Source organism: Pseudomonas sp. Cab53 (assembly GCF_018325965.1).
GTDB lineage: Bacteria > Pseudomonadota > Gammaproteobacteria > Pseudomonadales > Pseudomonadaceae > Aquipseudomonas > Aquipseudomonas chlororaphis_E.
Map to the genome: position 1 here is coordinate 4,652,045 of NZ_AP021902.1, position 26,063 is coordinate 4,678,107.

Annotated in this window: 26 protein-coding genes and 1 riboswitch; of the genes, 6 read left to right on the forward strand and 20 right to left on the reverse strand. The window is 64.2% G+C overall.

All coding sequences use genetic code 11. The features are described from left to right. Window positions 1-142: 142 nt before the first annotated feature. The 10 genes from KI241_RS20220 to cobO form a co-directional block, all read right to left on the reverse strand. A complete protein-coding gene (locus tag KI241_RS20220; RefSeq protein ID WP_212802929.1) occupies window positions 143-874 on the reverse strand; it encodes an adenosylcobinamide-GDP ribazoletransferase in 732 nt (243 codons plus the stop codon). 4 nt (window positions 875-878) lie between these two features. Further along, window positions 879-1,454 carry an alpha-ribazole phosphatase family protein gene (cobC, locus tag KI241_RS20225; RefSeq protein ID WP_212802930.1) on the reverse strand — a complete coding sequence of 192 codons (576 nt, stop codon included), beginning with the start codon at window positions 1,452-1,454 and terminating at the stop codon, window positions 879-881. Further along, window positions 1,451-2,506, reverse strand: a complete 1,056-nt coding sequence (cobT, locus tag KI241_RS20230) for a nicotinate-nucleotide--dimethylbenzimidazole phosphoribosyltransferase (protein WP_212802931.1) — start codon at window positions 2,504-2,506, stop codon at window positions 1,451-1,453. The genes cobC and cobT overlap by 4 nt, the downstream gene beginning before the upstream one ends. Continuing rightward, a complete protein-coding gene (cobU, locus tag KI241_RS20235) occupies window positions 2,503-3,024 on the reverse strand; it encodes a bifunctional adenosylcobinamide kinase/adenosylcobinamide-phosphate guanylyltransferase (protein WP_212802932.1) in 522 nt (173 codons plus the stop codon). The genes cobT and cobU overlap by 4 nt, the downstream gene beginning before the upstream one ends. Window positions 3,025-3,154: 130 nt before the next feature. Further along, window positions 3,155-4,606 carry a cobyric acid synthase gene (locus KI241_RS20240; protein WP_212802933.1) on the reverse strand — a complete coding sequence of 484 codons (1,452 nt, stop codon included), beginning with the start codon at window positions 4,604-4,606 and terminating at the stop codon, window positions 3,155-3,157. Next, a complete protein-coding gene (cobD, locus tag KI241_RS20245) occupies window positions 4,603-5,595 on the reverse strand; it encodes a threonine-phosphate decarboxylase CobD (RefSeq protein WP_123578402.1) in 993 nt (330 codons plus the stop codon). Before cobD ends, KI241_RS20240 begins: the two co-directional genes overlap by 4 nt. Beyond that, window positions 5,588-6,496 (reverse strand): adenosylcobinamide-phosphate synthase CbiB, encoded by a 909-nt coding sequence (cbiB, locus tag KI241_RS20250; RefSeq protein ID WP_212802934.1) that lies wholly within the window; start codon window positions 6,494-6,496, stop codon window positions 5,588-5,590. Before cbiB ends, cobD begins: the two co-directional genes overlap by 8 nt. After that, window positions 6,493-7,143: a 5,6-dimethylbenzimidazole synthase gene (gene bluB, locus KI241_RS20255; protein ID WP_212802935.1), complete on the reverse strand. Its 651-nt coding sequence runs from the start codon at window positions 7,141-7,143 to the stop codon at window positions 6,493-6,495. Before bluB ends, cbiB begins: the two co-directional genes overlap by 4 nt. Beyond that, window positions 7,140-8,531: a cobyrinate a,c-diamide synthase gene (locus KI241_RS20260; protein ID WP_212802936.1), complete on the reverse strand. Its 1,392-nt coding sequence runs from the start codon at window positions 8,529-8,531 to the stop codon at window positions 7,140-7,142. The genes bluB and KI241_RS20260 overlap by 4 nt, the downstream gene beginning before the upstream one ends. Further along, entirely contained in the window at window positions 8,528-9,154 is a 627-nt protein-coding gene (gene cobO, locus KI241_RS20265; protein WP_212802937.1) for a cob(I)yrinic acid a,c-diamide adenosyltransferase, read from the reverse strand. Before cobO ends, KI241_RS20260 begins: the two co-directional genes overlap by 4 nt. Window positions 9,155-9,235: 81 nt before the next feature. Then, window positions 9,236-9,473: riboswitch (cobalamin riboswitch) on the reverse strand. Window positions 9,474-9,622: 149 nt separating this feature from the next. On the opposite strand from cobO, the gene KI241_RS20270 reads away from it, so the two are divergent. Together KI241_RS20270 and KI241_RS20275 are read left to right on the forward strand one after the other, a co-directional pair. After that, complete coding sequence (locus KI241_RS20270) at window positions 9,623-10,207, forward strand: hypothetical protein (RefSeq protein WP_047736529.1); 585 nt, start codon at window positions 9,623-9,625, stop codon at window positions 10,205-10,207. 67 nt (window positions 10,208-10,274) lie between these two features. Then, the gene (locus KI241_RS20275) at window positions 10,275-11,585 is read left to right on the forward strand and encodes a sorbosone dehydrogenase family protein (RefSeq protein WP_123578405.1); all 1,311 of its coding nucleotides are present in this window, start codon (window positions 10,275-10,277) and stop codon (window positions 11,583-11,585) included. A 167-nt stretch (window positions 11,586-11,752) separates the two neighbouring features. On the opposite strand, the gene KI241_RS20280 is transcribed toward KI241_RS20275, so the two are convergent. The 5 genes from KI241_RS20280 to KI241_RS20300 form a co-directional block, all read right to left on the reverse strand. Next, complete coding sequence (locus KI241_RS20280; protein WP_047739478.1) at window positions 11,753-12,286, reverse strand: C40 family peptidase; 534 nt, start codon at window positions 12,284-12,286, stop codon at window positions 11,753-11,755. Between the two features lie 165 nt (window positions 12,287-12,451). Next, window positions 12,452-13,078 carry an NlpC/P60 family protein gene (locus tag KI241_RS20285; RefSeq protein WP_042728539.1) on the reverse strand — a complete coding sequence of 209 codons (627 nt, stop codon included), beginning with the start codon at window positions 13,076-13,078 and terminating at the stop codon, window positions 12,452-12,454. Between the two features lie 212 nt (window positions 13,079-13,290). Next, window positions 13,291-13,995, reverse strand: coding sequence for a DnaA regulatory inactivator Hda (hda, locus tag KI241_RS20290; protein WP_042728538.1), 705 nt, complete (start codon window positions 13,993-13,995; stop codon window positions 13,291-13,293). Between the two features lie 156 nt (window positions 13,996-14,151). After that, entirely contained in the window at window positions 14,152-15,225 is a 1,074-nt protein-coding gene (locus KI241_RS20295; RefSeq protein WP_047736531.1) for an AI-2E family transporter, read from the reverse strand. A 32-nt stretch (window positions 15,226-15,257) separates the two neighbouring features. Next, window positions 15,258-16,316, reverse strand: coding sequence for a DUF2066 domain-containing protein (locus tag KI241_RS20300; RefSeq protein ID WP_042728536.1), 1,059 nt, complete (start codon window positions 16,314-16,316; stop codon window positions 15,258-15,260). A 365-nt stretch (window positions 16,317-16,681) separates the two neighbouring features. Between KI241_RS20300 and purM the strand changes: the two genes are divergently transcribed. The 4 genes from purM to KI241_RS20320 all read left to right on the forward strand — a co-directional run bounded on the left by purM (window position 16,682) and on the right by KI241_RS20320 (window position 19,701). Continuing rightward, window positions 16,682-17,740: a phosphoribosylformylglycinamidine cyclo-ligase gene (gene purM / locus KI241_RS20305; protein WP_042728535.1), complete on the forward strand. Its 1,059-nt coding sequence runs from the start codon at window positions 16,682-16,684 to the stop codon at window positions 17,738-17,740. An 11-nt stretch (window positions 17,741-17,751) separates the two neighbouring features. Beyond that, the gene (gene purN, locus KI241_RS20310) at window positions 17,752-18,402 is read left to right on the forward strand and encodes a phosphoribosylglycinamide formyltransferase (protein ID WP_042728552.1); all 651 of its coding nucleotides are present in this window, start codon (window positions 17,752-17,754) and stop codon (window positions 18,400-18,402) included. Window positions 18,403-18,410: 8 nt separating this feature from the next. Beyond that, a complete protein-coding gene (locus KI241_RS20315) occupies window positions 18,411-19,124 on the forward strand; it encodes a DUF3108 domain-containing protein (RefSeq protein WP_042728534.1) in 714 nt (237 codons plus the stop codon). Between the two features lie 382 nt (window positions 19,125-19,506). After that, a complete protein-coding gene (locus tag KI241_RS20320; RefSeq protein ID WP_042728533.1) occupies window positions 19,507-19,701 on the forward strand; it encodes a hypothetical protein in 195 nt (64 codons plus the stop codon). 134 nt (window positions 19,702-19,835) lie between these two features. Here the strand turns inward: KI241_RS20320 and KI241_RS20325 are convergent, their stop codons facing one another. From KI241_RS20325 to cysM, 5 genes are all read right to left on the reverse strand, one after another. Next, the gene (locus tag KI241_RS20325; protein WP_042728532.1) at window positions 19,836-20,375 is read right to left on the reverse strand and encodes a DUF2058 domain-containing protein; all 540 of its coding nucleotides are present in this window, start codon (window positions 20,373-20,375) and stop codon (window positions 19,836-19,838) included. Between the two features lie 26 nt (window positions 20,376-20,401). Continuing rightward, window positions 20,402-21,235 (reverse strand): nucleoside triphosphate pyrophosphohydrolase, encoded by an 834-nt coding sequence (mazG, locus tag KI241_RS20330; RefSeq protein ID WP_212802938.1) that lies wholly within the window; start codon window positions 21,233-21,235, stop codon window positions 20,402-20,404. 111 nt (window positions 21,236-21,346) lie between these two features. Next, entirely contained in the window at window positions 21,347-23,593 is a 2,247-nt protein-coding gene (gene relA / locus KI241_RS20335; RefSeq protein ID WP_042728530.1) for a GTP diphosphokinase, read from the reverse strand. A 101-nt stretch (window positions 23,594-23,694) separates the two neighbouring features. Continuing rightward, a complete protein-coding gene (rlmD, locus tag KI241_RS20340; RefSeq protein ID WP_042728529.1) occupies window positions 23,695-25,065 on the reverse strand; it encodes a 23S rRNA (uracil(1939)-C(5))-methyltransferase RlmD in 1,371 nt (456 codons plus the stop codon). Beyond that, complete coding sequence (gene cysM / locus KI241_RS20345) at window positions 25,065-25,967, reverse strand: cysteine synthase CysM (protein ID WP_042728528.1); 903 nt, start codon at window positions 25,965-25,967, stop codon at window positions 25,065-25,067. Before cysM ends, rlmD begins: the two co-directional genes overlap by 1 nt. Window positions 25,968-26,063 lie beyond the last annotated feature (96 nt).

Sequence of the window (26,063 nt, forward strand, 5' to 3'; positions counted from 1 at the left end):
AAAACGCGTTCGGCGGTTCGACTCACGGCCCAAAGGAAACACCAGCCCTGTCGCTCCGCCCGGCTCTAGAAGCCTGAGCAAAATTAAGCGCCGATTTTTCGAAGCACGATACTGTCAGAGTTGACAGGTCACCCAGCCCGGTTCAACCCAACACCACCCCCACCAACACCGCCACCTCCAGCAACTCCAACAACGCCCCCGCCGTATCCCCGGTGCAGCCCCCCAGCCGGTTCACCATCATCCGGCGCACGCCGATGAACACCGCCGCGACCACCAGCAGGGCCAGCACACCCAACCATCCCGCCAGCCACACGCAGCCCAGCGCAGCGCCTAGCAACACCTGCCAACCGGCGCGCCGTGGGAGATGATCGGCCAATGCCTGCCCCAACCCACCGGCGCGCACGTAAGGCGTGGTCAGAAACAAAGCGAGCAACGCGCCGCGCCCCAATACCGGGACGATGAGCAGCGCCAGGGACTGGCCTTGCTCGATCAGCGCCAGCAGCGCGGTGAATTTGAGCAGCAGTACCAGCACCAGCGTGATGACGGCGATCGGTCCGCTGCGTGGGTCTTTCATGATGAGCAAGGTGCGTTCACGGTCGCCGAAGCCGCCGAGCCAGGCATCGGCGCTGTCGGCCAGGCCGTCGAGGTGCAGGCCGCCGCTGAGCAGGACCCAGGCGCTCAACAGCAATGCGGCGTGAAGCGGTGGCGGCGACCCACCCAGCAGCGCATCGAGCAACCAGAGCAGGCCGCCGAACAACAACCCTACCAACGGATAGAACAGCAATGAGCGGCCCAGTTGTTCGGGCTCGGGCATGCCCGGCAAGCGCACTGGCAGACTGCTGAGAAATTGCAGGGCGATCCAGAACGGCAGCATCGGCTCAGGCCTCTTCCGTCAAGGTCGGGCCGGACGTCACCCGCAGGGCGAACAACGCGCCGTGGCCGACCTCGACATTGAGCAGTTGTTCGCGCGGCAGGCCCCGGGCCTGGGCCAGCAGCAAGCGCATCACGCCACCGTGGCTGACCAGCAGGACCCGCTGTCCGGCATAGGCGCAGTGCAAGCGTTCGATGGCCGCCAGCACCCGCCTGGAAAACGCCAGCACCGGCTCGCCGTCGGGGGGCGTGAAACCGTAGGGGTCGGCCCAGAAGCGGCCCAGGGCGTCGGCATCGGTGTCCATCAACGCCGCCGCGCTGCGCCCTTCCCAGGCGCCAAAATGCAGTTCCTGCAGGTCCTTGTCCACCTGCACCGGCACGCCGAGGCGGGCACCGAGCTGCTCGGCGAAACGGGCGCAACGTTGCAGTGGCGAACTCACCAGCCGATCCCACGGGCCGCCTTGGGCGACTGCCGCGTGCATCTGTTCCCAGCCCTTGGCGGTCAGCGCGTCGTCGAGGCTGCCGCGCAAGCCGCCACCCAACTCGGTTTCGCCGTGGCGCAGCAGGTCCAGGTGCAAGGTCATGCCGGGCGGTCCGCCACGGCCGCTTCGGCAAACGTCGCCATCTGCCCGTGCAGGTCACAGGCCAGTCGCAACAACGGCACCGCCAGCGCCGCGCCACTGCCCTCGCCCAGGCGCAGGCCGAGGTCGAGCAGCGGTTCGGCGCCGAGGGTTTCCAGCACATGGCGATGGCCGGGCTCGGCGCCGCGATGGCTGAACAGCAGCCATGGCCGGCATTCGGGGTTCAGACGCACCGCCAGCAACGCGGCGACGCTGCAAATGAAGCCGTCCACCAGCGCCGCGACACCCTGCTGGGCGCAGGCCAGGTAAGCCCCGGCCAACGCGGCGATTTCAAACCCGCCGAGGTTGAACAGCGTCTGCAACGGGTCGTGGCGCTGGGCCGCGTGCAACGCCAGGGCACGTTCGATCACCTGGGCCTTGCGATTGACACCGGCTGCGTCCAATCCGGTGCCGGGCCCGACCAGATGCGCCACCGGGCAATCGAGCAAGGCGCAGGCCAAGGCGCTGGCGGCCGTGGTGTTGCCGATGCCCATCTCGCCGCCGATGAACAACTGGCTGCCGGCGGCGACAGCCCGCAACACACTGTCGCCTCCGGCCTGCAATGCCTGCTCACCCTGGGCCACGGTCATGGCCGGGCCCAGGGCGAAGTTCGCCGTGCCAGGCCCGACGCGCAGATGGCGTACACCGGGCAGGTCCAGCGCCGGCGTCACCGTACCCAGGTCCACCACCTCCAGCGTGGCTCCCAACTGTCGCGCCAGGACGCTGATCGCCGCCCCGCCGCTGACGAAGTTGAGCAGCATCTGCCCGGTGACTTCCTGGGGAAACGCCGACACACCTTCGGCCACCACGCCATGGTCACCGGCGAAAATCGCAATCGACACGGCCTCCAGCCTCGGCTTGACCTGTCCTTGCAGCCCCGCCAGCTGCACCGCGACCGTTTCCAGTTGCCCGAGGGAGCCGGCCGGCTTGGTCAATTGTTGCTGACGGGCCGCGGCCTGTTCCAGGGCCTGGGTGTCGAGGGGCTTGCACGGGTCCAGCCACCAGCGGTGATTCATAACGCACTACCTTTGAGAGTCAGGGGCAGGCCGGCGACGGTCAGCACGACGCGCTGACAACGTTCGGCCAGGGCTTGATGCAGCCAACCGGCTTCATCGACATAACGGCGAGTCAGCTCGCCCAGCGGCACGACACCCATGCCGGTTTCGTTGCTGACAAAAATGATTTCACCGGGCAGCGCGGCCACACCATCGAGCAAGGCTTCGCGCTCGGCACTCAGGGTCTGCGGGTCGTCGAGCATCAGCAGGTTGGTCAGCCACAGGGTCAGGCAGTCCACCAGCAGGCAGCGACCAGGCGCGGCGTGTTCTCGCAGCACTCGGGCCAGGGCCAGCGGTTCCTCCACCAGCGCCCATTCGGCCGGGCGCCGGGCACGGTGCTGGGCGACGCGAGCGTTCATCTCGCCGTCCAGGGGTTGGCTGGTGGCGATGTAGGTCACGGGCAATTGGCTGTCGGTGGCGAGTTTTTCTGCCAGGCGGCTTTTGCCGGAGCGGGCGCCGCCCAGGATCAGTTGGAGCATGGTGCATTACCTTCAAAATTGGCGCCGTGGCGGCTGGCCTCATCGCGAGCAAGCTCGCTCCCACAGGAGATTGTGAACACCGTCCCATTGTGGGAGCGAGCTTGCTCGCGATGAGGGCCTCACAATCACCCTAGATCCCACAGAGTTCACGCAACACCCCAACATCCAGATGCTGCTCCACCAGGTCCGCCAACCGCTCGATGTCCCGCTCGCGCAACCCGTGGTAGTCCACCGCCTGTACATCCAGCAACCCCGCCCAACGCAACAAGGCGCTACTGGCCGCAGGCGATTCGAACAATCCATGCAGGTAGGTGCCGAAAATCTGCCCGTCGAGGCTCTGGGCGCCATCGCAACGGCCATCATCCAGTTGCACCGCTGGGTGTTCCAAGGCTGGGCCTGTGGTGACGCCCGCGTGGATCTCATAGCCGCGGACCTCGGCGTCTTCCAGAGTCAACCGTCCTCGCACATTGCGCAGTTGCTTCTCGCATTCCAGCGTCGTTTCAAAGTCCAGCAAACCCAGGCCGGCACTGGAGCCCGCCGCACCTTCCAGGCCCAACGGGTCGTGGACCTGCTCGCCGAGCATCTGCAAGCCGCCGCAAATGCCCAACAGCTTGCCGCCGTAACGCAGGTGCCGCTGCAACGCGGCTTCCCAGCCGTTGGTGCGCAGGTAGGCCAAGTCGCTGCGCACGCTTTTGGAGCCCGGCAGGATGATCAGGTCGGCCGGCGGGATCGCCTGGCCGGGGCCAATGAATTGCAGGTCGACCTGCGGGTGCAGGCGCAGCGGATCGAAGTCGGTGTGATTGCTGATGCGCGGCAGCACCGGCACCACCACTTTGAGCACCTGTTCGGCCTTGTCGGCCTGGCGCTGGTCGAGACCGTCCTCGGCTTCCAGGTGCAGGTCCATCACGTAGGGCAACACGCCCACCACCGGTTTACCGGTACGCGCTTCGAGCCAGTCCAGCCCCGGTTGCAACAAGGCGATGTCGCCACGAAAGCGGTTGATGACGAAGCCCTTGACCCGCGCCTGTTCGCTGGGCGACAGCAACTCCAGGGTGCCCACCAGATGGGCGAACACCCCGCCGCGATTGATATCGGCGATCAGCAGCACGGGGCAGTCCACCGCCTCGGCAAAGCCCATGTTGGCGATGTCGCCGGCGCGCAGGTTGATCTCCGCCGGCGACCCGGCACCCTCCACCATCACCACCGGGTAGGCCGCGCTCAAGCGCGCGTGGGAAGCCAGCACCGCCTGCATCGCGATGGCCTTGTAATCGTGGTAGGCCACGGCGTTCATGCTGGTGACGGCGCGGCCATGGATGATCACCTGGGCGCCGGTGTCGCTGTTGGGCTTGAGCAGCACCGGGTTCATGTCGGTGTGCGGCTCAAGGCCGGCAGCCTGGGCCTGCACCGCCTGGGCGCGGCCGATCTCGCCGCCGTCGGCCGTCACCGCGCTGTTGAGGGCCATGTTCTGCGGCTTGAACGGCACCACGCTGATGCCTTGGCGCCGAACCCAGCGGCACAGCGCCGTGACCAGGGTACTTTTGCCGGCATCGGAGGTGGTGCCTTGCACCATCAGGGTGGTCATGGAGTGTCCTTGGCGTAGGCCTCTAAAGCCTGTTCGAGGCGCAGGAATTCGCGGTCATCGGCCGGGAGCCCGAAGCGCAGGCTGCTGGTGTTCACGAACACGCGCAGGAGAATGCCGCGCCGGGCCATGAACCCGTGAAGCGGTTGGGCGTGTTCGGTCACCAGCCATTGGAACAATCCGCAACCGCCCTGGGGCTTGAAGCCATGCCGCTCCAGCGTGGAGGCCAGGCGCTGGCTGGTGTGCTCGCAGCGTTGGCGCTGGCGCAGTTGGGCGGCGGTGTCCAGCAGGCACGTCTGGCCCAGCACCCGGGTCGGCCCGCTGACGGCCCACGGCCCGACTTGTTCAGAGAGCAGCCTGAGCAAATGCCGCTCGGCCAGGACAAACCCCAGGCGCACCCCGGCCAGGCCAAAAAACTTGCCGAAGGAACGCAGCACGATCAGCCCGACCTGATGGCTGTGCCTGGCCAGGCTGTGTTGCGGGGTGACGTCCATGAAGGCTTCGTCCACCACCAGCCAGCCACCGCGCTGGGCCAGCCGGGCGTGCCAGTCCAGCAGGCGCTCGGGGTCCAGGCTCACGCCGGTGGGGTTGTTCGGGTTGACCACCACCAACACGTCGAGGCTGTCGAGGAAGAAATCCACTTCGGCTTCGAGCACTTCGCGCACGATGTAGCCGCTGCGACGCCAAGCTTCAGCGTGCTCGGCATAGCACGGTGATAACACGCCGACCTTGCCGGCCCGGCGCAAGCGCGGCAGCAGTTGGATCGCCATCTGCGAACCGGCCACCGGCAACACCTGCGCCGCACCATAGTAGTCGCAGGCTGCCTGCTCCAGGCCGTCGTCGGTCTCCGGCAAACGAGCCCAGGCGCGCGGCGGTATCGGCGGAATGTCGAATGGCCACGGCGCAAGGCCACTGGACAAGTCGAGCCAGTCAGCCTCGGCGATGCCATAGTGCAGGGCCGCGTTGCGCAGGCGCCCACCGTGCTCAAGCATAGAACTCAGCTCCCAGGCAAAGAATCAGCAACCACAACCATACCCCCCGCTGGACCAATTGCCAGCCGCGATCGATGGAGTCGGCACTCGCCGGCACGCCCTCGCCCAGCGGCGGGCGCTGGTGCAGTTCGCCGTGATACACCGCCGCCCCGCCCAGCTCGACCCCCAGGGCACCGGCACCGGCGGCCATCACCGGCCCGGCATTCGGGCTGTCCCAGGTCGGGCCCTGGCGGCGCCAGCACGTGAGGGCCAGGCGGGTCTTGCCGAGCAGCGCGTAGGTCAGCGCCACCAAACGCGCCGGGATGTAGTTGAGCAAGTCATCGATTTTTGCCGCCGCCCAACCGAAGCGCTCGAAGCGTTCGTTGCGGTAGCCCCACATGGCGTCGAGGGTGTTGCTCAACCGGTACAACACCACGCCAGGCGCGCCGGCCACGGCGAACCAGAACAGCGCGGCGAACACTGCGTCGCTGCCGTTTTCCAGGACCGATTCGGTGGCGGCGCGGGCCACGGCGGTTTCGTCCAGCTCGCGGGTTTCGCGGCTGACCAGGTAGCCGACGCGCTGGCGCGCCTTTTCGAGATCGCCGCTGCGCAACGCCTGGGCCACCGGTTCGACGTGCTCACCGAGGCTGCGCAGGCCAAGGGCGCAGTACAACGTCAGGATCTCCACCAGCCACCCCACCATCGGTGCCCAGGACAGTGCCGTGGCAAGCAATGTCAGCGGCACCACGGCGATGATCCAGGCCGTCACCCCATGGCTGCGCCAGCCACGCCCTCCAGCATTGAAACGCCGTTCGATACGCTCGGCGAAACCGCCGAATGCCACCAGTGGATGGCCGCGCCGGGGCTCGCCCAGCAGCGCATCCAGGGCCACCGCGGCGGCACTGAGCAACGCCACGCTCATGGGCTCACTCCCCAACGGTTTTCATACAGCAGTTCATTCAGCGGACGCGGCTGCGCCCAGCCTTCGAGGGCGAGCATCGGCGCCGGATAAAACCCCTCGACCGGGCCCAGGCAGAGGATCGCCAGCGGCTTGGCGCCGGCGGGCAAGCCCAGCAGATCGGCCAGGGCCTGGGGCTCAAACAGCGACACCCAGCCCATCCCCAGCCCTTCGGCGCGGGAGGCCAACCACAGATTCTGGATCGCGCAGGACAGCGAGGCCAGGTCCATTTCCGGCAAGGTCCGGCGACCGAAGATGTGCCGCTCGCGGTCGTCCATCAACGCTGCCACCAACACTTCGGCGCAATCGTTGATGCCTTCGACCTTGAGTTTCATGAATGCATCGCTGCGCTCGCCCAGGGCCTCGGCGGTGCGCACGCGCTCCTGCTCCACCAGCCGATGGATGTCGCGGCGCAAGGCGCGGTCGCTGATGCGGATGAAGCGCCAGGGTTGCATCAGGCCGACGCTGGGCGCCTGGTGCGCAGCCTCCAGCAAGCGGCGCAACAAGGCCGGCTCGACCGTGCCGCCGCTGAAATGGCGCATGTCGCGGCGCTCGGCGATGGCGCGGTAGACAGCGTCGCGTTCGGCCTGGGAGAAAGCGGTGTCGGTCATGGGCTCTTCGCGAGCAAGCCCGCTCCCACAGGGGTCAGGTGTTCAAATGTGGGAGCGGGCTTGCTCGCGAAGGCGGCCTCAAGATCAGGCGCAAACAACGCGGCAATCGCCCGCGGATTGGACGGAAAATAAAAATGCACATAGGAAGCCGTCATCCGTCCTTGCCGGAAAACCGCTTCCGCGCCACGCCCGCCATTGGGACTGTGCCCCCGGGCAATCGGCGCAAGCTCGGTGCTGGTCAACGAATGATGATAAGTGTGCCCGCGCAAGGTGCCTTCCGGCAGCTCCACCGATTGCAGCGCCAGGGCCGCCAGGCGTTTTTGCATCTGCGCTTCGCCGGCCAGCAAGCCCAGCAGTTCAGCGCGGGTGCCGTCGACGTCGGTCAAGCAATCCAGCAGATACAGCATGCCACCGCACTCCGCGAGCAATGGCTTGCCGGCTGAATGATGAGCCCGGATCGCCGCCAGCATCGCGGCATTTTCAGCCAACGCAACGTGGTGCAGCTCGGGGTAACCGCCGGGCAAGTAAAGGCTGTCAGCCTCAGGCAGCTCGGTGTCATGAATCGGCGAAAAGAAGTGCAGTTTCGCGCCCATGGCCCGCAACAGGTCCAGGCTCGCGCCGTAGGTGAACGCAAACGCTTCGTCCCGGGCCACAGCGATGCGCACGCCGTCGAGCCAGGGCTCGGGGTTGATGACTTCAGGCGCGGCGAACTCGACGGCGGGCGGCAACGCGACCTCGCAACTGCCGGCCAGGGCATCGGCGGCGGCATCGAGGCGCAGGTCGAGGTCATTCAATTCGCTGGCCTGGACCAGACCGAGGTGGCGGCTGGGTAACTCGATGCCGGTTTCCCGCGAGAGCGCCCCGTACCAACGCAGGCCTTCGGTCAAGCTGCCTTCGAGCAACTGCGCGTGGCGCAAGGTGCCGACACGGTTGGCCAGCACTCCGGCGAATGGCAGGTCCGGCTGGTAGCGCGCCAAGCCCAGGGCCAGGGCGCCGAACGTCTGGGCCATGGCCGTGCCGTCGATGACCGCCAGCACCGGCACGCCGAAATGCCGCGCCAGGTCGGCACTGGACGGGGTGCCGTCGAACAAACCCATCACCCCTTCGATCAGAATCAGGTCCGCCTCGGCGGCGGCTTCCCATAGCAGTCGCCGGCTTTCCTGCTCGCCGACCATCCACATATCCAACTGGTAGACCGGCGCGCCGCTGGCACGCTCGAGGATCATCGGGTCGAGGAAGTCCGGGCCGCACTTGAAGACGCGCACCTTGCGCCCTCGATTGCGATGCAGGCGCGCCAGGGCGGCGGTGACGGTGGTCTTGCCTTGGCCCGAAGCGGGGGCCGCGATCAGCACCGCCGGACAATGGCGGCTCAGGGCGACATCACTCACAGTTCGACGCCCTTCTGCGCCTTGATCCCGGCCTGGAACGCATGCTTGATCATGCCCATCTCGGTCACGGTATCGGCCAGCTCGATCATCTCAGGCTTGGCGCCGCGTCCGGTCACTACGACATGCTGCATCGGCGGACGCGCCTGCAAATCACTGAGCACCTGATCGAGGTCGAGGTAACCGTGCTTGAGGGCGATGTTCAACTCGTCGAGCACCACCAGGCCGATGGCCGGATCGCTGAGCAATTGCCGCGAGACGGCCCAGGCCGCTTCGGCGGCGGCGATGTCGCGCTGGCGGTCCTGGGTTTCCCAGGTGAAGCCTTCGCCCATGACGTGAAAGCGCACCTGCTCGGGGCAACGGCGGAAAAACAGTTCCTCGCCGGTGCTGTTGCGCCCCTTGATGAACTGCACCACGCCGCATTGCATGCCGTGGCCCATGGCCCGGGCCAGCATGCCGAACGCCGAGCTGCTCTTGCCCTTGCCGTTGCCGGTCAGCACCAGCAGCAGGCCGCATTCATTCGGCGAGTTGGCGATGCGTTCGTCGATCACCGCCTTCTTGCGCAGCATGCGCGCCAGGTGGCGCTCGTCGCGATCGGGCGCGTCAATGTGGGGGGAACCGGACATGGGGGAAGCCTCCGTTGGGATGGAATAACGGCGGGCAGGCACGAAAAAGGACGGCAACAAAGCCTGGCATCGCCCACCGTGACGCCGTTGGATGAATCAGGCCGGTCTCCGGGCTCATGAGTGGCGTGTGCCGGGCTGCGCGCCTTCCCATGGCTAGGCTATGTAACTATTTCGTACACATCCTAGGACACAGTGGCTTGTGGGCAACCTTGACTCATTTACCGTTGCGGGGGCAGCGCCGGGTTCGTGTGCACTCACCGGCTTCCCTGTTTCACTCTGTCGGCCATGGCCACAAAGCACCTGAAACAAGCGGCGAAGGTTAGAGGGTTGGGGGTGGAGCGTCAATTAAAGCTGGTTCACCGGCCATTGGCCCGGATCAATAAAGTGACGCCAATCTTGTGTCAGGCTGCAGCAAGTGATATCAAATAGACATTACCCCGATATCACAAGAATAAGAGGGCAAAATGTATGCAAGGCATGATCATCAGCAATCCGAAGCTGGAATTCCTGCGCCCGATGCTGGAGCGCTGGTTTGACTGCATCGACCGCTACAACGCCCTGCGCGGCGATAACGACACGCCCTACTGGCACGATGAAAAGGCCAACCTCGGATTGCTGTCGGCCGCGGCTTGGATGGCCGAGATGGTCACGCTGCAAGACACCCCCACCCGCAAGCAGAACGAAGAAGGCGAACGCAACGCCAGCGCCGATCTGTTCATTGCCAGCAGCGAGGAGCGCGCCTTCATCCAGGCCACCCAGCGCTGGCCCAAGGTCAGCCACCTGAACCTGACCCAGCCTCTGGCCGAAATCACCAGCGATGCCAAGCGCATCAGCTATGCCAGCGACTTGAAGCTCGGCTGCCTGTTCGTGGCGCCGCAAAAAGCCCAGCAGAGCGCCACGCCGGAAGAATTGCAGGACATGCTCGACGACCTGCAGAAGGAAAACACCTGCGCCGTGGCCTGGTACTTCCCCTACGCCTATCGCAAGTTGCGCAACGAGAGCGGCCATTACCATCCGGGCATTGCCGTGCTGTTCAAGCAGGCCCACGGCTGATGGGTTGAACCATACGGGCATCTACGCTTCTCTATGAATAACCACATGCATTCATAGGGAAGCCAGCATGCTCAAGCCACCCCATTTACTGATCCTCGCCCTTGCCGTCGGGCTCGCCGCCTGTGGCGAGTCTTCTACCTTGCAGGTGTCCGACGGCACCGGCCCGGCGCCGAAACTGCCCGAGCCGAACAAGACCCTGATTCCCACCGTCAACATCGCCGAAGCCATCGGCTGGCCACAGGGTGCCAAGCCGACCGCGGCCCCGGGCCTGCAAGTGGGCGCATTCGCCCAAGGGCTGGACCATCCGCGCTGGCTCTACGTCCTGCCCAATGGCGATGTGCTGGTGGCCGAGACCAACGCCCCGCCCAAACCGGATGACGCCAAGGGCATCCGTGGCTGGGTGATGAAGAAGGTCATGGGCCGCGCCGGTGCCGGGGTGCCCAGCCCCAACCGCATCACGCTGCTGCGCGACGCCAATCACGATGGCGTCGCCGAGACCCGCACCGTCTTCCTGGAGAACCTCAACTCGCCGTTCGGCATGACCCTGGTGGGCAACGACCTGTACGTGGCCGACACGGACCGGCTGATTCGCTTCCCCTACAAGGAAGGCGACACGCAAATCACCGCTCAGCCGACCAAGGTCGTCGACCTGCCCGGCGGCACCCTCAACCATCACTGGACCAAGAACGTCATCGCCAGTCGCGACGGCAGCAAGCTGTACGTCACCACGGGCTCGAACAGCAACGTGGCGGAGAACGGCATGGAGGCCGAAGAAGGCCGGGCGGCGATCTGGGAAGTCGATCGGGCCAGCGGCAGCCACCGCATCTTCGCTTCGGGCCTGCGCAACCCCAACGGCCTGGCCTGGGAGCCGAGCAGCGGCGCGCTGTGGACGGCGGTGAACGAGCGGGATGAGATCGGCAGCGACCTGGTGCCGGACTACATCACCTCGGTCAAGGACGGCGCCTTCTATGGCTGGCCCTACAGCTACTACGGGCAGAACGTCGATGTGCGCGTCGAACCGCAGAACCCGGCGCTGGTGGCCAAGGCCATCGCCCCGGACTACGCCGTCGGCCCCCACACGGCGTCACTGGGCCTGACCTTCGCCGAAGGCAGCCGCTTGCCCGCGCCCTTCACCGAAGGTGCCTTCATCGGCCAGCACGGTTCCTGGAACCGCAAGCCTCACAGTGGCTATAAAGTGATTTTCGTACCGTTCAGCGGCGGCAAGCCGGTAGGACAACCGGTGGATGTGCTGACCGGGTTCCTCAATGCCGACGAAAAAGCCCAGGGCCGGCCGGTAGGCGTGGTAATCGATAAACAGGGCGGGCTGTTGGTGGCTGACGACGTGGGGAACAAGATCTGGCGGGTGTCGGGTAAGTAACGCCGCTCACCTTTGTGGCGAGGGGATTTATCCCCGTTGGGCTGCGAAGCAGTCCTAAAGCCGGAAACCCCGTTGTGTCGGGTTCTCGCGGTTAGGCAGCTATTTTTAGGGCTGCTTCGCAGCCCAACGGGGATAAATCCCCTCGCCACAAAGGTCAGCGCAACCACTCAGGGATTACGCGCCAGATGCTCCGGCTGCAATACCCGCTTGGCACCCAGGTAGGCTTTCTGCCAATAGGCCTTGGACAGGCTGTCGAGCTTGACCGTCCCGCCTGTGGCCGGCGCATGCACGAAACGCCCCTCCCCCACATAGATCCCCGCATGGCTGACCTGTGAGCCGCCATTGGTGGCGAAGAAAACCAGGTCACCGGTCTGCAACGCCTCCTTGCCGACGTCCGGCGCGCGCATGCCGATCATTTCGCGCGTGGAGCGCGGCAACGAGATACCGGCGGCGTCGCGGTAGACGTAGCCGATCAGGCCACTGCAATCAAACCCCGAATCCGGCGTATTGCCGCCCCAGCGATACGGCGTGCCCACCAGGCCCAACGCCCGGAAGAGCACGTCTTCAGCGGCCGGGGAAAAGGTTTGTGAGGGGGCAAAGACCACCGGAGCCCGTACCGGCGCGGGTGGCGGTGTACGGCTGGCGCAAGCGCTGAGCAGCGCGGCGAGACACATGAGAGCAAGGCGGGCCGACGTCGACATATGCAGAACAATCCTGATCTGGATGCGGCTTTTCTGCCGTGGGCATGAAAACAAATCCGCCTGCGAGGTACGCAGGCGGATTGCCATCAATCAATGATCATGGATTCTAGCGGCTATGAGGCAAACTTCAAGTAAGACTTTAAGTTTGCCTTACAAACTGTGCGCTTACTTGCGAGCGGTGACCACAGTCGGAGCCATGGCGAGGGCGCGCTTGGCTTCGATGAAGGTCTTGCTCCAGTAGCTGTCGCCCAGGCTGTCGATTCGCACGCCGCCGCTGCGGCGGCTGCTGGAATGGATGAACTGGTTGTCGCCCAGGTAGATACCGGCGTGGCTGACGCGCCCGCGACGGCCGCTGGTGCTGAAGAACAGCAGGTCACCAGGTTCCAGTTGATTGCGCGCTACCAGCGGGGCGTTCACGTTGATCATTTCCCGCGTCGAACGTGGCAGGCTCATGCCGGCCTCTTCGCGGAACAGGTAGCCGATGAAACCGCTGCAATCGAAGCCGGCTTCGGAGGTGCCGCCAAAGCGGTAACGGGTGCCGATCAACGACATGCCGCGTTCCAGGATGCTGTCGGCCAGCACCGGAAGCTGGTAAGGCTTGTTGCCGGCGAACGCTGCCAGCTCTTTGTCGTTGGCCATCTCTTCCTGGAAGGACACGGAGGAAGACTGGGCGGTAACGGTGTTCTGAACCTGTGGTTGTTGTACTTGCTGAGACACTGGAGTGTGGGCAGCGCAACCGAACAACAGGGTAACGAGTGCGAGAGGCACGAGGGGTGCGAAGCGATTTAGCATGGGCACGACCGTGGCTGAAGTAGTAAAGATGGCGAGACTATGCCCTCTATCAACCTCATTTGCAAATTCAATCGATGAAAATGTGACTTCCCGGTTTTGCGTTTACATCTAAGCACTTAAGCCCATTTTGAATGTCACGTAGCCTGCAACCCAGCAGGAACGCGGGTTTCGTCGCGTCCGGACACGGCCAAGGGCCACTACAGACAACGGTTCTACCAGCCCAAAGTTTCTTTCAAAAAAGGAATAGTCAGCTTGCGCTGAGCCTGGAGGGAAGCCTGGTCGAGACGTTCGAGCAATTCGAACAGCGCGCTCATGCTGCGGGTGCCACGGGTGAGGATGAAATGCCCGACTTCGTCGGTCAGGTGCAGGCCACGACGGGAAGCACGCAGTTGCAAGGCACGCAGCTTGTCTTCATCGGACAGCGCGCGCATCTGGAAAATCAGTGCCAGGGTGAGCCGGGACTTGAGATCCGCCAGCTTCACCGGCAGCTCCCGTGGCGACGTCGAGGCGGCGATCAGCAAGCGCCGACCGCTGTCGCGCAAGCGGTTGAACAGATGGAACAGGGCTTCTTCCCAGTCGGCCTTGCCGGCAACGGCCTGGAGATCGTCCAGACAGACCAGTTCGTACTGCTCAAGGTTGTCGAGGATTTCCACACCGCGGTCCAGCAACTCGGCCAGCGGCAGGTACACCGCCGGCTCGCCCAACTGCTCGAACCGCAGGCAAGCGGCCTGCAACAGGTGCGTGCGCCCTACTCCGTCCTTGCCCCACAGATAAATCAGACTCTCGGTCCAGCCAGCGTCGGCTTCGCAAAGCCGCTCGACATAGCCGAGTGCAGCGGCATTGGCGCCTGGGTAGTAGTTGATAAAGGTGGCGTCATCACGCAGACGCACACCTAGGGGCAGCTGAATCGGTTTCATGCTGACTGAACGGCTGCGGGGAGCCGCGAGTGGCCTCTGTGTAAAGTTGGCAAAGTTTATACCCGTGGCGCGGACCGCACAATGCGCCGGACCACGAGCAAAATCAAAGGTTTGCAGCGACAGCACCAGGGATCGACGGTTTTCCTGACGTTGCTCCTACAGCTCGGGGTCTTCGGTGCCGCTGTAGATGTCCGAATCCTTGTACAGGTCGTGCATGTGTCGCACCAGCACCATGATCACCGCCGCCACCGGTAGCGCCAGCAGGATTCCGGTGAAGCCGAACAACTCGCCGCCCGCCAGGATCGCGAAGATCACCGCCACCGGATGCAGGCCGATCCGGTCGCCCACCAGCAACGGTGTCAGCACCATGCCTTCCAGCGCCTGGCCCACCATGAACACCGCCACAATGCCCACCATGGGGTACAGGTCGCCGCCGAACTGGAACAACCCGGCAATCAATGCCGCGCCGATACCGATCACGAAGCCCATGTACGGCACGATGGCCGCCAACCCGGCGATCATGCCGATCAACAGGCCCAGTTCCAGCCCTACCAGCATCAACCCGGCCGCATAGATGAAGCCCAGCGCGACCATCACCAGCAGTTGCCCACGCACGAACGCCCCCAGCACCTCGTGGCATTCGCCGGTCAGGGCCATGATGTGTTCTTCGCGATGACGAGGCAGCAGGCTGCGGATCTTCGCCATCATCAGGTCCCAGTCCCGCAACAGGTAGAAGGCCACCACCGGAATCAGCACCACGTTCGCCAGCCAGCCGATCAGCGCCAGGCTCGAGGCCGTGGCCTGGCTCAGCACCACGCCGACGATGTCGGTGGTCTGGCCCATGTGCTCGCTGATCGCCGCCTTGACCTTGTCGAACTTCCAGAAGCCGTCCGCCAGCCCCAGCTTCGACTGCACCCAAGGCATCGCGGTGTGCTGCAACCAGTCCAGCATCTGCGGGGCCAACTCATACAGGCGCACCAACTGCTTGGCGAGCATCGGGACCAGCACCAACAACAAGGCGCTGACAATCAAGGTGAACAGGGCGAACACCGCCACCACGCCCCAGGTTCGCGACAGGCCGAATTTTTCCAGGCGATCGACCACCGGATCGAACAGATAGGCCAGCAGCAACGCAACCAGGAACGGCGTGAGGATCGGGTGCAGCAGATAGATGAATGCAAACAGCAGGGCGACCCCACCCAACCAGAACCAACGCCGCGTATCACCCATGAACCACTCCTAGCTATATAAAGAAAGAAAACCTACCAGCGGAAACGCAGATTGGCGGTTGGCGCCGGCGCAGGCGCCGCTACCGGGGCCGCGCCATCGACGGCGGGTGGCGTCTGTGGTGCGGGTGCCGGGGCGTCACCCACCGGGATCTCTTGCAGTTTCGCCAGGGCCAATTGCGCCTTCAACTGGTCGGCACTGCCGTTGACCCGATAGAGGACCCGGTCAGCGTCGACCCGCTGCAACTGCCCAGCGAACGGTTCGAGCAGGCGCGACAGCGCCGCGTAGCGCTCAAGGTTCATGCCCTGCACTTCCAGCAGTTGCTCGCTGGCCAGGCCCGGCTTGGCGACGAAGCGCGGCGCCAGGCGTTGGCTCACCGCCAGCATGACCGCGTCGGCCAGCGCCGCCGGATCGGCCCCTTGGGCCGTGCCTTGCTCGCGCTGGTCGCCCAGCCACAGGCGCCAGGTGCCGTGCCACTGCCCGCCCTCTTCCTTGGCATGGACTGCCAGCAACGCATCCGCCGCGTAACGCTCCGACGCTGCCTGCAACGGCGCCGGGTCGGTGCCTTCCAGGTTCGGCGCGGTGGCGACGATCTGCTCGCTCAGGTCCGCCAGCGGCAGGTGCAATGCCAGGCCCCGATGTTGCGCGGCACGCCGTAGTGGCGCCGCGCTGGCCTGGCCATCACCCACCAGGCTGGAGCCCTCGACCGAATCGTTCAGCCACCAGCCCAGGATCGACGGCCGGTTCGCGCTCCACAGCGACAACCCCGCCGAGCGCAGCGCACGGTCGGTGCTCGCCGGGTCGAAGTCGACCTTCAGGCTTTCCGGAGGGCCCGCGTCGTAGCCGTACTGGAGAATGATTTGCTGCGGGTCCTTGCGGACCGCCGCCAGGCCGGGGTTCTGTGCGGCCTTGGCGTCGCCGGTCAGGCGCAGCACCAGCGTGTCCAGGGCGCGCAGCGTCGCCTGGTTGCGCTCCTCCGGCGTCTGGTTGCTGACCGGCTCGAATACTTGATAGAGGCCATTGACGGTTTCGGCATGGCTCGCCAGGCTGATCAGCGACAGGCAACCCACGGACAAGAATTTGAACAAACGCATGGAAGATTCCCGGACATAACGGCTGGAACAGGCCGTGTGGAGAAGATTGAGCATGGCTGTGACCACGGCATCGGGCAAAACATTCACCCACCCGATGGAAGTTTCGCACTGTCATCACCATAGCCGGTTACCGCTCCACCTTATACAGCCGCGTCGCGCAGTACCAAAATAAGAAATATCGGTTTTTTTCCGTGGATATGTCCCTGCCCGTCGGCGCGAGGATGGCCGCTGCCCCACAAGCCTGATAAAATCGCGCGCCTTCGCAGACCGGCAACCGTCGGGCATCCGGAATAATTCGTACAACGGTTATTCAATGGCCCCGGCAGTCGGTCGTTACCCAGAAATCCCCCCTAAAGGCCTGGATCATGAGCAAGCAACCCTCCCTGAGCTACAAGGACGCCGGTGTAGACATCGACGCCGGTGAAGCATTGGTCGAACGCATCAAGAGCGTCGCCAAGCGCACTGCGCGCCCGGAAGTCATGGGCGGCCTGGGCGGTTTCGGCGCCCTCTGCGAGATCCCGGCCGGCTACAAGCAACCGGTGCTGGTGTCGGGCACCGACGGCGTCGGCACCAAGCTGCGCCTGGCCTTGAACCTGAACAAGCACGACAGCATCGGCATCGACCTGGTCGCCATGTGCGTGAACGACCTGGTGGTCTGCGGCGCCGAGCCACTGTTCTTCCTCGATTACTATGCCACCGGCAAGCTGAACGTCGACACCGCCGCCCAGGTCGTGACCGGCATCGGTGCCGGCTGCGAACTGTCGGGTTGCTCCCTGGTGGGCGGCGAAACGGCTGAAATGCCTGGCATGTACGAAGGCGAAGACTACGACCTGGCCGGCTTCTGCGTCGGCGTGGTCGAGAAAGCCGAGATCATCGACGGCTCGAAAGTCGCCGCCGGCGACGCCCTGCTCGCCCTGCCGTCTTCCGGCCCGCACTCCAACGGCTACTCGCTGATCCGCAAGATCATCGAAGTCTCGGGTGCCGACATCGAGAACACCCAGCTCGACGGCAAGCCGCTGACCGACCTGCTGATGGCCCCGACCCGCATCTACGTCAAGCCTCTGCTCAAGCTGATCAAGGACACGGGCGCCGTCAAGGCCATGGCCCACATCACCGGTGGCGGCCTGCTGGACAACATCCCGCGCGTGCTGCCAAAAGGCGCCCAGGCCGTGGTCGACGTGGCGAGCTGGACCCGCCCGGCGGTGTTCGACTGGCTGCAGGAAAAAGGCAACGTCGACGAAACCGAGATGCACCGCGTGCTGAACTGCGGCGTGGGCATGGTCATCTGCGTGGCCCAGGAGCACGTCGAAACCGCCCTGAACGTGCTGCGTGAAGCCGGCGAACAGCCTTGGGTGATCGGCCAGATCGCCACCGCCGCCGAAGGCGCTGCCCAGGTCGAGCTGCAAAACCTCAAGGCGCACTGATGCACGAACGGATGCCTGCAACCTGTAACGTCGTGGTGCTGCTGTCCGGCACCGGCAGTAACCTGCAGGCCCTGATCGACAGCACGCGGACCGGCGACAGCCCGGTCCGTATCCGCGCGGTGATTTCCAACCGCGCCGACGCCTACGGCCTGCAACGCGCCCGGGACGCGGGTATCGACACCTGCGTCCTCGATCACAAGGCCTTCGAAGGCCGCGAAGCCTTCGACGCCGCGCTGATCGAACAGATCGACACCTTCAATCCGCAACTGGTGGTGCTGGCCGGCTTCATGCGCATCCTCAGCGCGGGCTTCGTGCGGCACTACCAGGGCCGCTTGTTCAACATCCATCCCTCGCTGCTGCCCAAATACAAAGGGTTACACACTCACCAGCGTGCCCTGGAGGCCGGAGACACGGAACACGGCTGCTCCGTGCACTTCGTCACCGAGGAACTCGATGGCGGACCACTGGTCGTACAGGCAGTAATACCGGTAGAGTTGCACGACACGCCGCAAAGCCTGGCGCAACGGGTTCACGCCCGGGAGCACCAGATCTACCCGATGGCCGTGCGTTGGTTTGCCGAAGGACGGCTTACCCTCGACGATCGTGGGGCCTCACTGGACGGCCAGTTGCTCGCCGCCAGCGGCCATTTGATTCGACACTAGGAGATTTTATGCGTCGCGCCCTGCTCTTCGCTTGCGCTCTGCTTGCCCTGCCCCTGGCACAGGCTTCGGAACTTCAACCGTTCTCCGCCAGCTACACCGCCGACTGGAAACAGCTGCCCATGAGCGGCACCGCCGAACGCAGCCTGACCAAGGAAGCCAACGGCACCTGGAAGCTGAGCTTCAAGGCTTCGATGATGATCGCCAGCCTGACCGAAGAAAGCACCCTGACCCTGGACAAGGACACCCTGCTGCCCCAGTCCTACCACTTCGAACGCGGTGGCCTGGGCAAGGCCAAGAAGGCCGACCTGGACTTCGACTGGAACACCAAGATGGTCACCGGCACCGACCGTGGCGATGCGGTCAAGCTGCCGCTCAACCGGGGCATGGTCGACAAGTCCACCTATCAACTGGCCTTGCAGCACGACGTCGCGGCCGGCAAGAAAAGCATGAGTTATCAGGTGGTCGACGATGGCGAAGTCGACACCTATGACTTCCGCGTGCTGGGTTCGGAAAAAGTCGAGACCAAGGCCGGCCAGATCGACGCCATCAAGGTCGAGCGCGTGCGCGACCCGACGCAAAGCAAGCGCATCACCGTGCTCTGGTTCGCCAAGGACTGGGACTACCTGCTGGTGCGCCTGCAACAGGTCGAGACCGACGGCAAGGAGTACAACATCATGCTCCAGGACGGTACGGTCAACGGGAAGGCTGTGAAAGGCAGCTGATCCACACCGCGATCAAGAGCCCCGCCAACGCGGGGCTTTTTGTTGCCTGGATTTCATGACCACCCAATGACCCTGTGGGAGCGGGCTTGCTCGCGAAAGCAGTGTGTCAAACAACATTGAGGCCGACTGACACTCCGCCTTCGCGAGCAAGCCCGCTCCCACAGGGTTGCGCTTTCACTCAAGGTTTACCGCCGCAACATGAAAACTTCTTCATGAAAAACCACCTGCGACCGAATGCCACGCCCTGCCTGGCCTGCAGGACTGCTGCACTTTTCATGAAAACTTCTTAACGCTTCCAGGCATTTACTTAGCTGGCTATCCAAATCTATAACAAAGTCCTGCACACGCCTTGCTGCAGATGACAGAGATTGGAGCTTGCAAGATGACTGTGAAAGTAAATGAACGCGATGATGCCCACATGTCCCACGAAGCCATTGCGGCGGGTATCCGGATCTGGGATGTGCATCAACAGGATTTGCTGGTGGGGATGTTCCACTCGGAGACCGAGGCGAACCGTTACAAGGCCGAGCTGGAATACCAGGAAATGACGCGCTCGCGGGAGACGGCTGAATCCTGAGATCAGCGCTGAACACTTGTGGGAGCGGGCTTGCTCGCGATAGCAGTGGGTCAGTCGACACAATCGTTGCCTGACACACCGTCTTCGCGGGCAAGCCCGCTCCCACAGGTTCCGCGTTTACCTCGCCGTCCGGCTTACCACATCAAATCATCAGGAATCTGATACGCCGCGTACGGATCGTCCGCGTCCACTTCTTCGGTCTGGGTGTTGAGCTGGACGATGCGCTTGGGGTCGCGCTCCTGAATCTTCAGGGCCGCCTCGCGCGGAATCACTTCGTAGCCGCCGGCATGATGGACGATCGCCAGCGAGCCGCTGCTCAGCTTGTTGCGCATCAGGGCGTTGACCGAGAGGCGCTTGACCTTCTTGTCGTCGACGAAGTTGTAGTAATCCTCGGTGTTCAGCTTCGGCAGGCGCGAGACCTCGATCAATTGCTTGATCTGCGCGGCCCGGGCCTTCTGCTCGGCTTTTTCCTGCTGCTGGCGATTAAGCTCCTGGTCGCGCTTGACCTTCTCGGCCATGGCTTCCTGGGCGGCACGCTGCTGGGAGTCATCGAGTTCGATCTGGCCTTTGTGGGCCAGGCGCTGCTGCTTCTGTTTCTCTTTGCCGACCTGCTTGGCCTGCTTTTGGTTGACCAGCCCTGCTTTGAGCAACTGGTCGCGAAGGGAAAGGCTCATGGTGCTTACTCACTTAGGCAACGGCCTCAGCCACAGCTGGGCAAATTCTTTTCCTGACGTTTGGCTTCGCCCCACAAGGCGTCCAACTCTTCGAGGGTGCAATCTTCCATGGGACGGCGGGTGTCGCGCAATGCCTGTTCGATAAATCGGAACCGCCGCTCGAACTTGCCAATGGCGCCGCGCAAGGCTGTTTCCGGGTCCACCTTGAGGTGGCGGGCCAGGTTCACCACGCTGAACAGCAGGTCGCCGATCTCGTCGCTGATGGCCGCCGCGTCGTTGTCGGCCATGGCTTCAAGCACTTCGTCCAGCTCCTCCCGGACCTTGTCGAGCACCGGCAACGGGCCGGGCCAGTCGAAACCGACCTGGGCGGCACGCTTCTGCAATTTCGCCGAGCGCGACAGCGCCGGCAAGGCACCGGGCACATCGTCGAGCAACGACAATTGCTCGGGCGCCGAGGCTTTCTCGGCCCGCTCCTCTGCCTTGATCGCTTCCCAACGCTGCTTGACCTGTTCTTCATTCAGGCGCGGCACATCCAGCGGCGCGTATAGGTCGCCAGTGGGAAACACATGGGGATGGCGACGAATCAGCTTGCGGGTGATGCTGTCGACAACGCCAGCGAATTCGAAACGGTTTTCTTCCCGCGCCAACTGGCTGTAATACACCACCTGGAACAGCAGGTCGCCCAACTCTCCCTGCAAATGATCGAAGTCCCCGCGCTCGATGGCATCGGCCACTTCATAGGCTTCTTCCAGGGTGTGGGGGACGATGGTTGCGTAGGTTTGCTTGACGTCCCACGGGCAGCCGTATTGCGGATCCCGCAGGCGGTTCATCAGGTGGAGCAGGTCTTCAAGGCTGTACATAAGTAACCCTGTGGGAGCGGGCTTGCTCGCGAAGGCGGTGGGTCAGTCAACATTAGTGTTTCTGACATACCGCCTTCGCGAGCAAGCCCGCTCCCACAATCAGTGAGGGGCTCAACCCGGCGTCCGATTACGCCGGGTCTCGATGATGTTCGGCAACTGGGAAATCCGCCCCAACAACCGCCCCAGCGCATCCAGCCCCGGAATCTCGATGGTCAGGGACATCAGCGCGGTGTTGTCCTCCTTGTTCGAGCGGGTGTTGACCGCCAGCACGTTGATCCGCTCATTGAGCAACACCTGGGACACGTCACGCAGCAGACCGGAGCGGTCGTAGGCGCGGATGACGATGTCCACCGGGTAGGTGAGCACCGGCACCGGTCCCCAACTGACCTGGATGATCCGCTCCGGCTCGCGGCCGGCCAGTTGCAGCACCGAGGCGCAATCCTGGCGGTGGATGCTGACGCCACGGCCCTGGGTGATGTAGCCCACGATCGCGTCCCCCGGCAACGGCTGGCAGCAGCCGGCCATCTGGGTCATCAGGTTGCCCACGCCCTGGATCTGGATGTCGCCGCGCTTGCCGGGCTTGTAGCCGGTGGCCTTGCGCGGGATCAGCTCCAGTTGCTCGTTGCCGCGTTCCGGCTCCACCAGTTGCTGGGCCAGGTTGACCAGTTGCGCCAGGCGCAGGTCGCCAGCACCGAGGGCGGCGAACATGTCTTCGGCGGTTTTCATGTTGGCCTTTTCGGCCAGCTTGTCGAAATCCACCTGGGGCAGGCCCAGGCGACTGAGTTCGCGCTCGATCAGGGTCTTGCCGGCGGCGACGTTCTGGTCGCGGGCCTGCAACTTGAACCAGTGGACGATCTTCGCCCGTGCCCGCGAAGTCGTGATGTAGCCCAGGTTCGGGTTCAGCCAGTCGCGGCTCGGCGTACCGTGCTTGCTGGTGATGATCTCGACCTGCTCGCCGGTCTGCAGGCTGTAGTTGAGCGGCACGATCCGCCCGTTGATCTTGGCGCCACGGCAGTTGTGGCCGATCTCGGTGTGGACCCGGTAGGCAAAGTCCAGCGGCGTCGCGCCCTTGGGCAGGTCGATGGCGTGGCCGTCGGGGGTGAAGATGTAGACCCGGTCCGGCTCGATGTCCACGCGCAGTTGTTCCGCCAGGCCACCGATGTCGCCCAGTTCCTCATGCCACTCAAGGACCTGGCGCAGCCAGGAGATTTTCTCTTCGTAGTGGTTGGACCCGGACTTGACGTCGGTGCCCTTGTATTTCCAGTGCGCGCAAACACCCAGCTCGGCTTCCTCGTGCATGGCGTGGGTGCGGATCTGCACTTCCAGCACCTTGCCCTCGGGGCCGATCACCGCGGTGTGCAGCGAGCGATAGCCGTTTTCCTTGGGGTTGGCGATGTAGTCGTCGAATTCCTTGGGGATGTGCCGCCACAAGGTGTGGACGATCCCCAGCGCGGTGTAGCAATCGCGCATTTCCGGGACCAGCACCCGAACGGCGCGAACGTCGTAGATCTGGCTGAATTCCAGGCCCTTGCGCTGCATTTTGCGCCAGATCGAATAGATGTGCTTGGCCCGGCCGCTGATGTCGGCTTCCACGCCGGTGGCCTGCAGCTCTTCGCGCAACTGGGTCATCACGTCGGTGATGAAGCGCTCGCGGTCCAGGCGCCGCTCATGCAACAGCTTGGCGATCTGCTTGTACTGATCCGGCTCCAGGTAGCGGAAAGACAGGTCTTCCAGCTCCCACTTGATATGACCGATGCCTAGGCGGTGGGCCAGGGGCGCATAGATGTCGAACACCTCCCGGGCGACCCGGTTGCGCTTTTCATCGTCCGCCGCCTTGACGGCGCGGATGGCGCACGTGCGCTCGGCCAGCTTGATCAGCGCGACGCGCACGTCATCGACCATCGCCACAAGCATCTTGCGCAGGTTCTCCACCTGGCCCTGGGTGCCCAGGACCATGGAGTGGCGCGGGCTGAGACTGGCGCTGATAGCGGCCATGCGCAACACGCCGTCGATCAGCTTGGCGACCACCGGGCCGAAGCGCTGGCTGACCACCGAGAGCTGGATCTGGCCTTCGCGCACGCCACGGTACAAGACCGCCGCCACCAGCGAATCCTGGTCGAGCTTGAGGTCGGCAAGGATCTCGGCGATCTCAAGCCCCGTCTGGAAACTCGAGGTGCCCTCGGACCAGAGGTTCTTCGCCGCATTGTGTTGTTGCTCGGCCTCACGAGCGAACTCGCAGGCCTCTTTCAAGGCTTCACGATCGAGCACCATGTCGATACTGACCGTGTGATCGAGCCAAGCCTCGAGATTGATACTGCCGTCGGTGTTGATCGGCTGGTGCGCTCTCACCTGTACCATCTTTGCTTACCTTCCCTACGACGCAGATTCAATGCGTCAACATCGCTGACCTTCATTGCCCGTGTGTCCGCCCAGGACCGTGGCGGGGTGGCACGAACGGGTCAGTCGGACAAGCCATCCTGGCTCGCTTCAAATAACGCCATGGCCTCGACATGCGCCGTCTGAGGAAACATATCGAGAATCCCGGCACGTTTTAACCGGTAGCCCTGCTTGATCAGTTCGACCGTGTCCCGGGCCAAAGTTGCCGGGTTGCACGATACATAAACCAACCGTTTGGCGCCCAGGGACGCCAGCTTGCGTACCACCTCGAAAGCGCCGTCACGGGGTGGGTCCAAGAGTACCGCAGAAAAGCCTTCGCCGATCCACTGCGCAGCCGTCAGGGGCTGGGATAAATCGGCCTGAAAAAAGGCAGTGTTATTCAAATTGTTGCTGACAGCGTTGGCCGCCGCACGGTCCACCATGGTCTGCACGCCTTCCACGGCTACCACTTCACGCACCGTCCGGGCCAGCGGCAAGGCGAAATTGCCCAGGCCGCAGAACAGGTCCAGCACCCGCTCATCGGGCTGCGGCGCCAGCCATTGCAAGGCCTGAACGATCATCGCCTCATTGACCTGGGCGTTCACCTGGATGAAATCCCCCGGCCGGTAGGCCAGCTCCAGCGCCCAGGTGTCCAGGCGGTAACCCAGGGCCTGGCCCGGCGCCACCGGTTGCGGCTCGCCCTCGCCGTGCAGCCACAGCTGGGCCTGATGGAAGTCGCAAAAATCCTTGAGGATCGTCAGGTCGGCCTCGGACAGCGGCGCCATGTGCCGCAGCAGCACTGCCAGGGACGAACCGGCGAACAACTCCACATGTCCCAGCGCCTGGGGTTTGCTCAAGCGCCTGAGCATGTCCGGCAAGCGGCTCATGATCGGCTGCAAGGGCTGTACCAGCACCGGGCAATCATCAATGGCGACGATGTCCTGGCTGCCAGCGGCGCGAAACCCCACCTCGAGTCGTTTCGCCTTCTGATCCCAGCGCACGGCCACGCGGGCACGGCGCCGATAAGCGAATTCGGCGCCACTCAGTGGCGCGGCCCATTGCTCCGGTTCCACACCGGCCACCCGCGACAATTGCTCGGCGAGCATGCGCTGTTTCAGGGCAAGCTGTTCGGCGTGGGGCAGATGCTGGACGCTGCAACCGCCACAGCGACCGGCGTGCACGCAAGGCGCCGGGCGCCGCAGTTCACTGGGCAGGAACACCCGCTCGGTACGGGCCTCGACCACTTTGCCGTGGGCCCCCAGCACCCGCGCCTCGACCTCTTCGCCGGCCAGCGCGCCGATGACGAACCAGGTGCGCCCGTCGACAAAGGCGATGCCCCGGCCATCGTTGGCCAGGCGCTCGATGGTCAGGCGCTGCTTTTTACCGGTGGGCACTTGCGGGGCCCGGCTTCCACCGCTGGGCTGGAAGCGCAGGCCTCTTTCTTGCTTGGCCATCAGTTGGGCGCGTCGAAAATGCCGGTCGACAGGTAGCGGTCGCCGCGGTCGCAGATGATCGCGACGATCACCGCGTTTTCAACCTCCTTCGACAAGCGCAGCATGCCTGCCACGGCACCGCCCGAAGAGACGCCGCAGAAAATGCCCTCCTCGCGCGCCAGGCGACGAGTCACGTCTTCGGCTTCGGCCTGGGCCATGTCGATGATGCGGTCCACACGATCGGCCTGGTAGATCTTCGGCAGGTATTCCTCGGGCCAGCGACGGATGCCGGGGATGGCCGCGCCTTCCATCGGCTGCAGGCCGATGATCTGCACGTTCGGGTTCTGTTCCTTCAAATAGCGCGAGGTGCCCATGATGGTGCCGGTGGTGCCCATCGAGCTGACGAAATGAGTGATGCTGCCGCCGGTCTGGCGCCAGATCTCGGGGCCGGTGGTGGTGTAGTGGGCCTCGGGGTTATCGCCGTTGGCGAACTGGTCGAGCACCTTGCCACGGCCCTCGGCCTGCATGCGCTCGGCCAGGTCCCGGGCACCTTCCATGCCTTGCTCCTGGGTGACCAGGATCAGCTCCGCACCGTAGGCGGTCATGGCCGCCTTGCGCTCGGCGCTGGAGTTGTCGGGCATGATCAGGATCATCTTGTAGCCCTTGATCGCGGCCGCCATGGCCAGGGCGATGCCGGTGTTGCCGGAGGTCGCCTCGATCAGCGTGTCACCCGGCCGGATCTGCCCGCGCAATTCACCACGGGTGATCATCGACAATGCCGGCCGGTCCTTGACCGAACCCGCCGGGTTGTTGCCTTCGAGCTTGAGCAAAAGCGTATTGCTGGTGGCGCCGGGCAAGCGCTGCAAACGGACCAGCGGAGTGTTGCCGACGCAATCGGCGATGGTGGGGTACTGCAAAGTCATGGCGTATTCGCAATCCGGGCTGCGGGGGCGCCTATCATACCGGCAAACCCGGCGAGGCCATATCACGCAAAGTGAGGTGGTTATGGCTTATGGGAA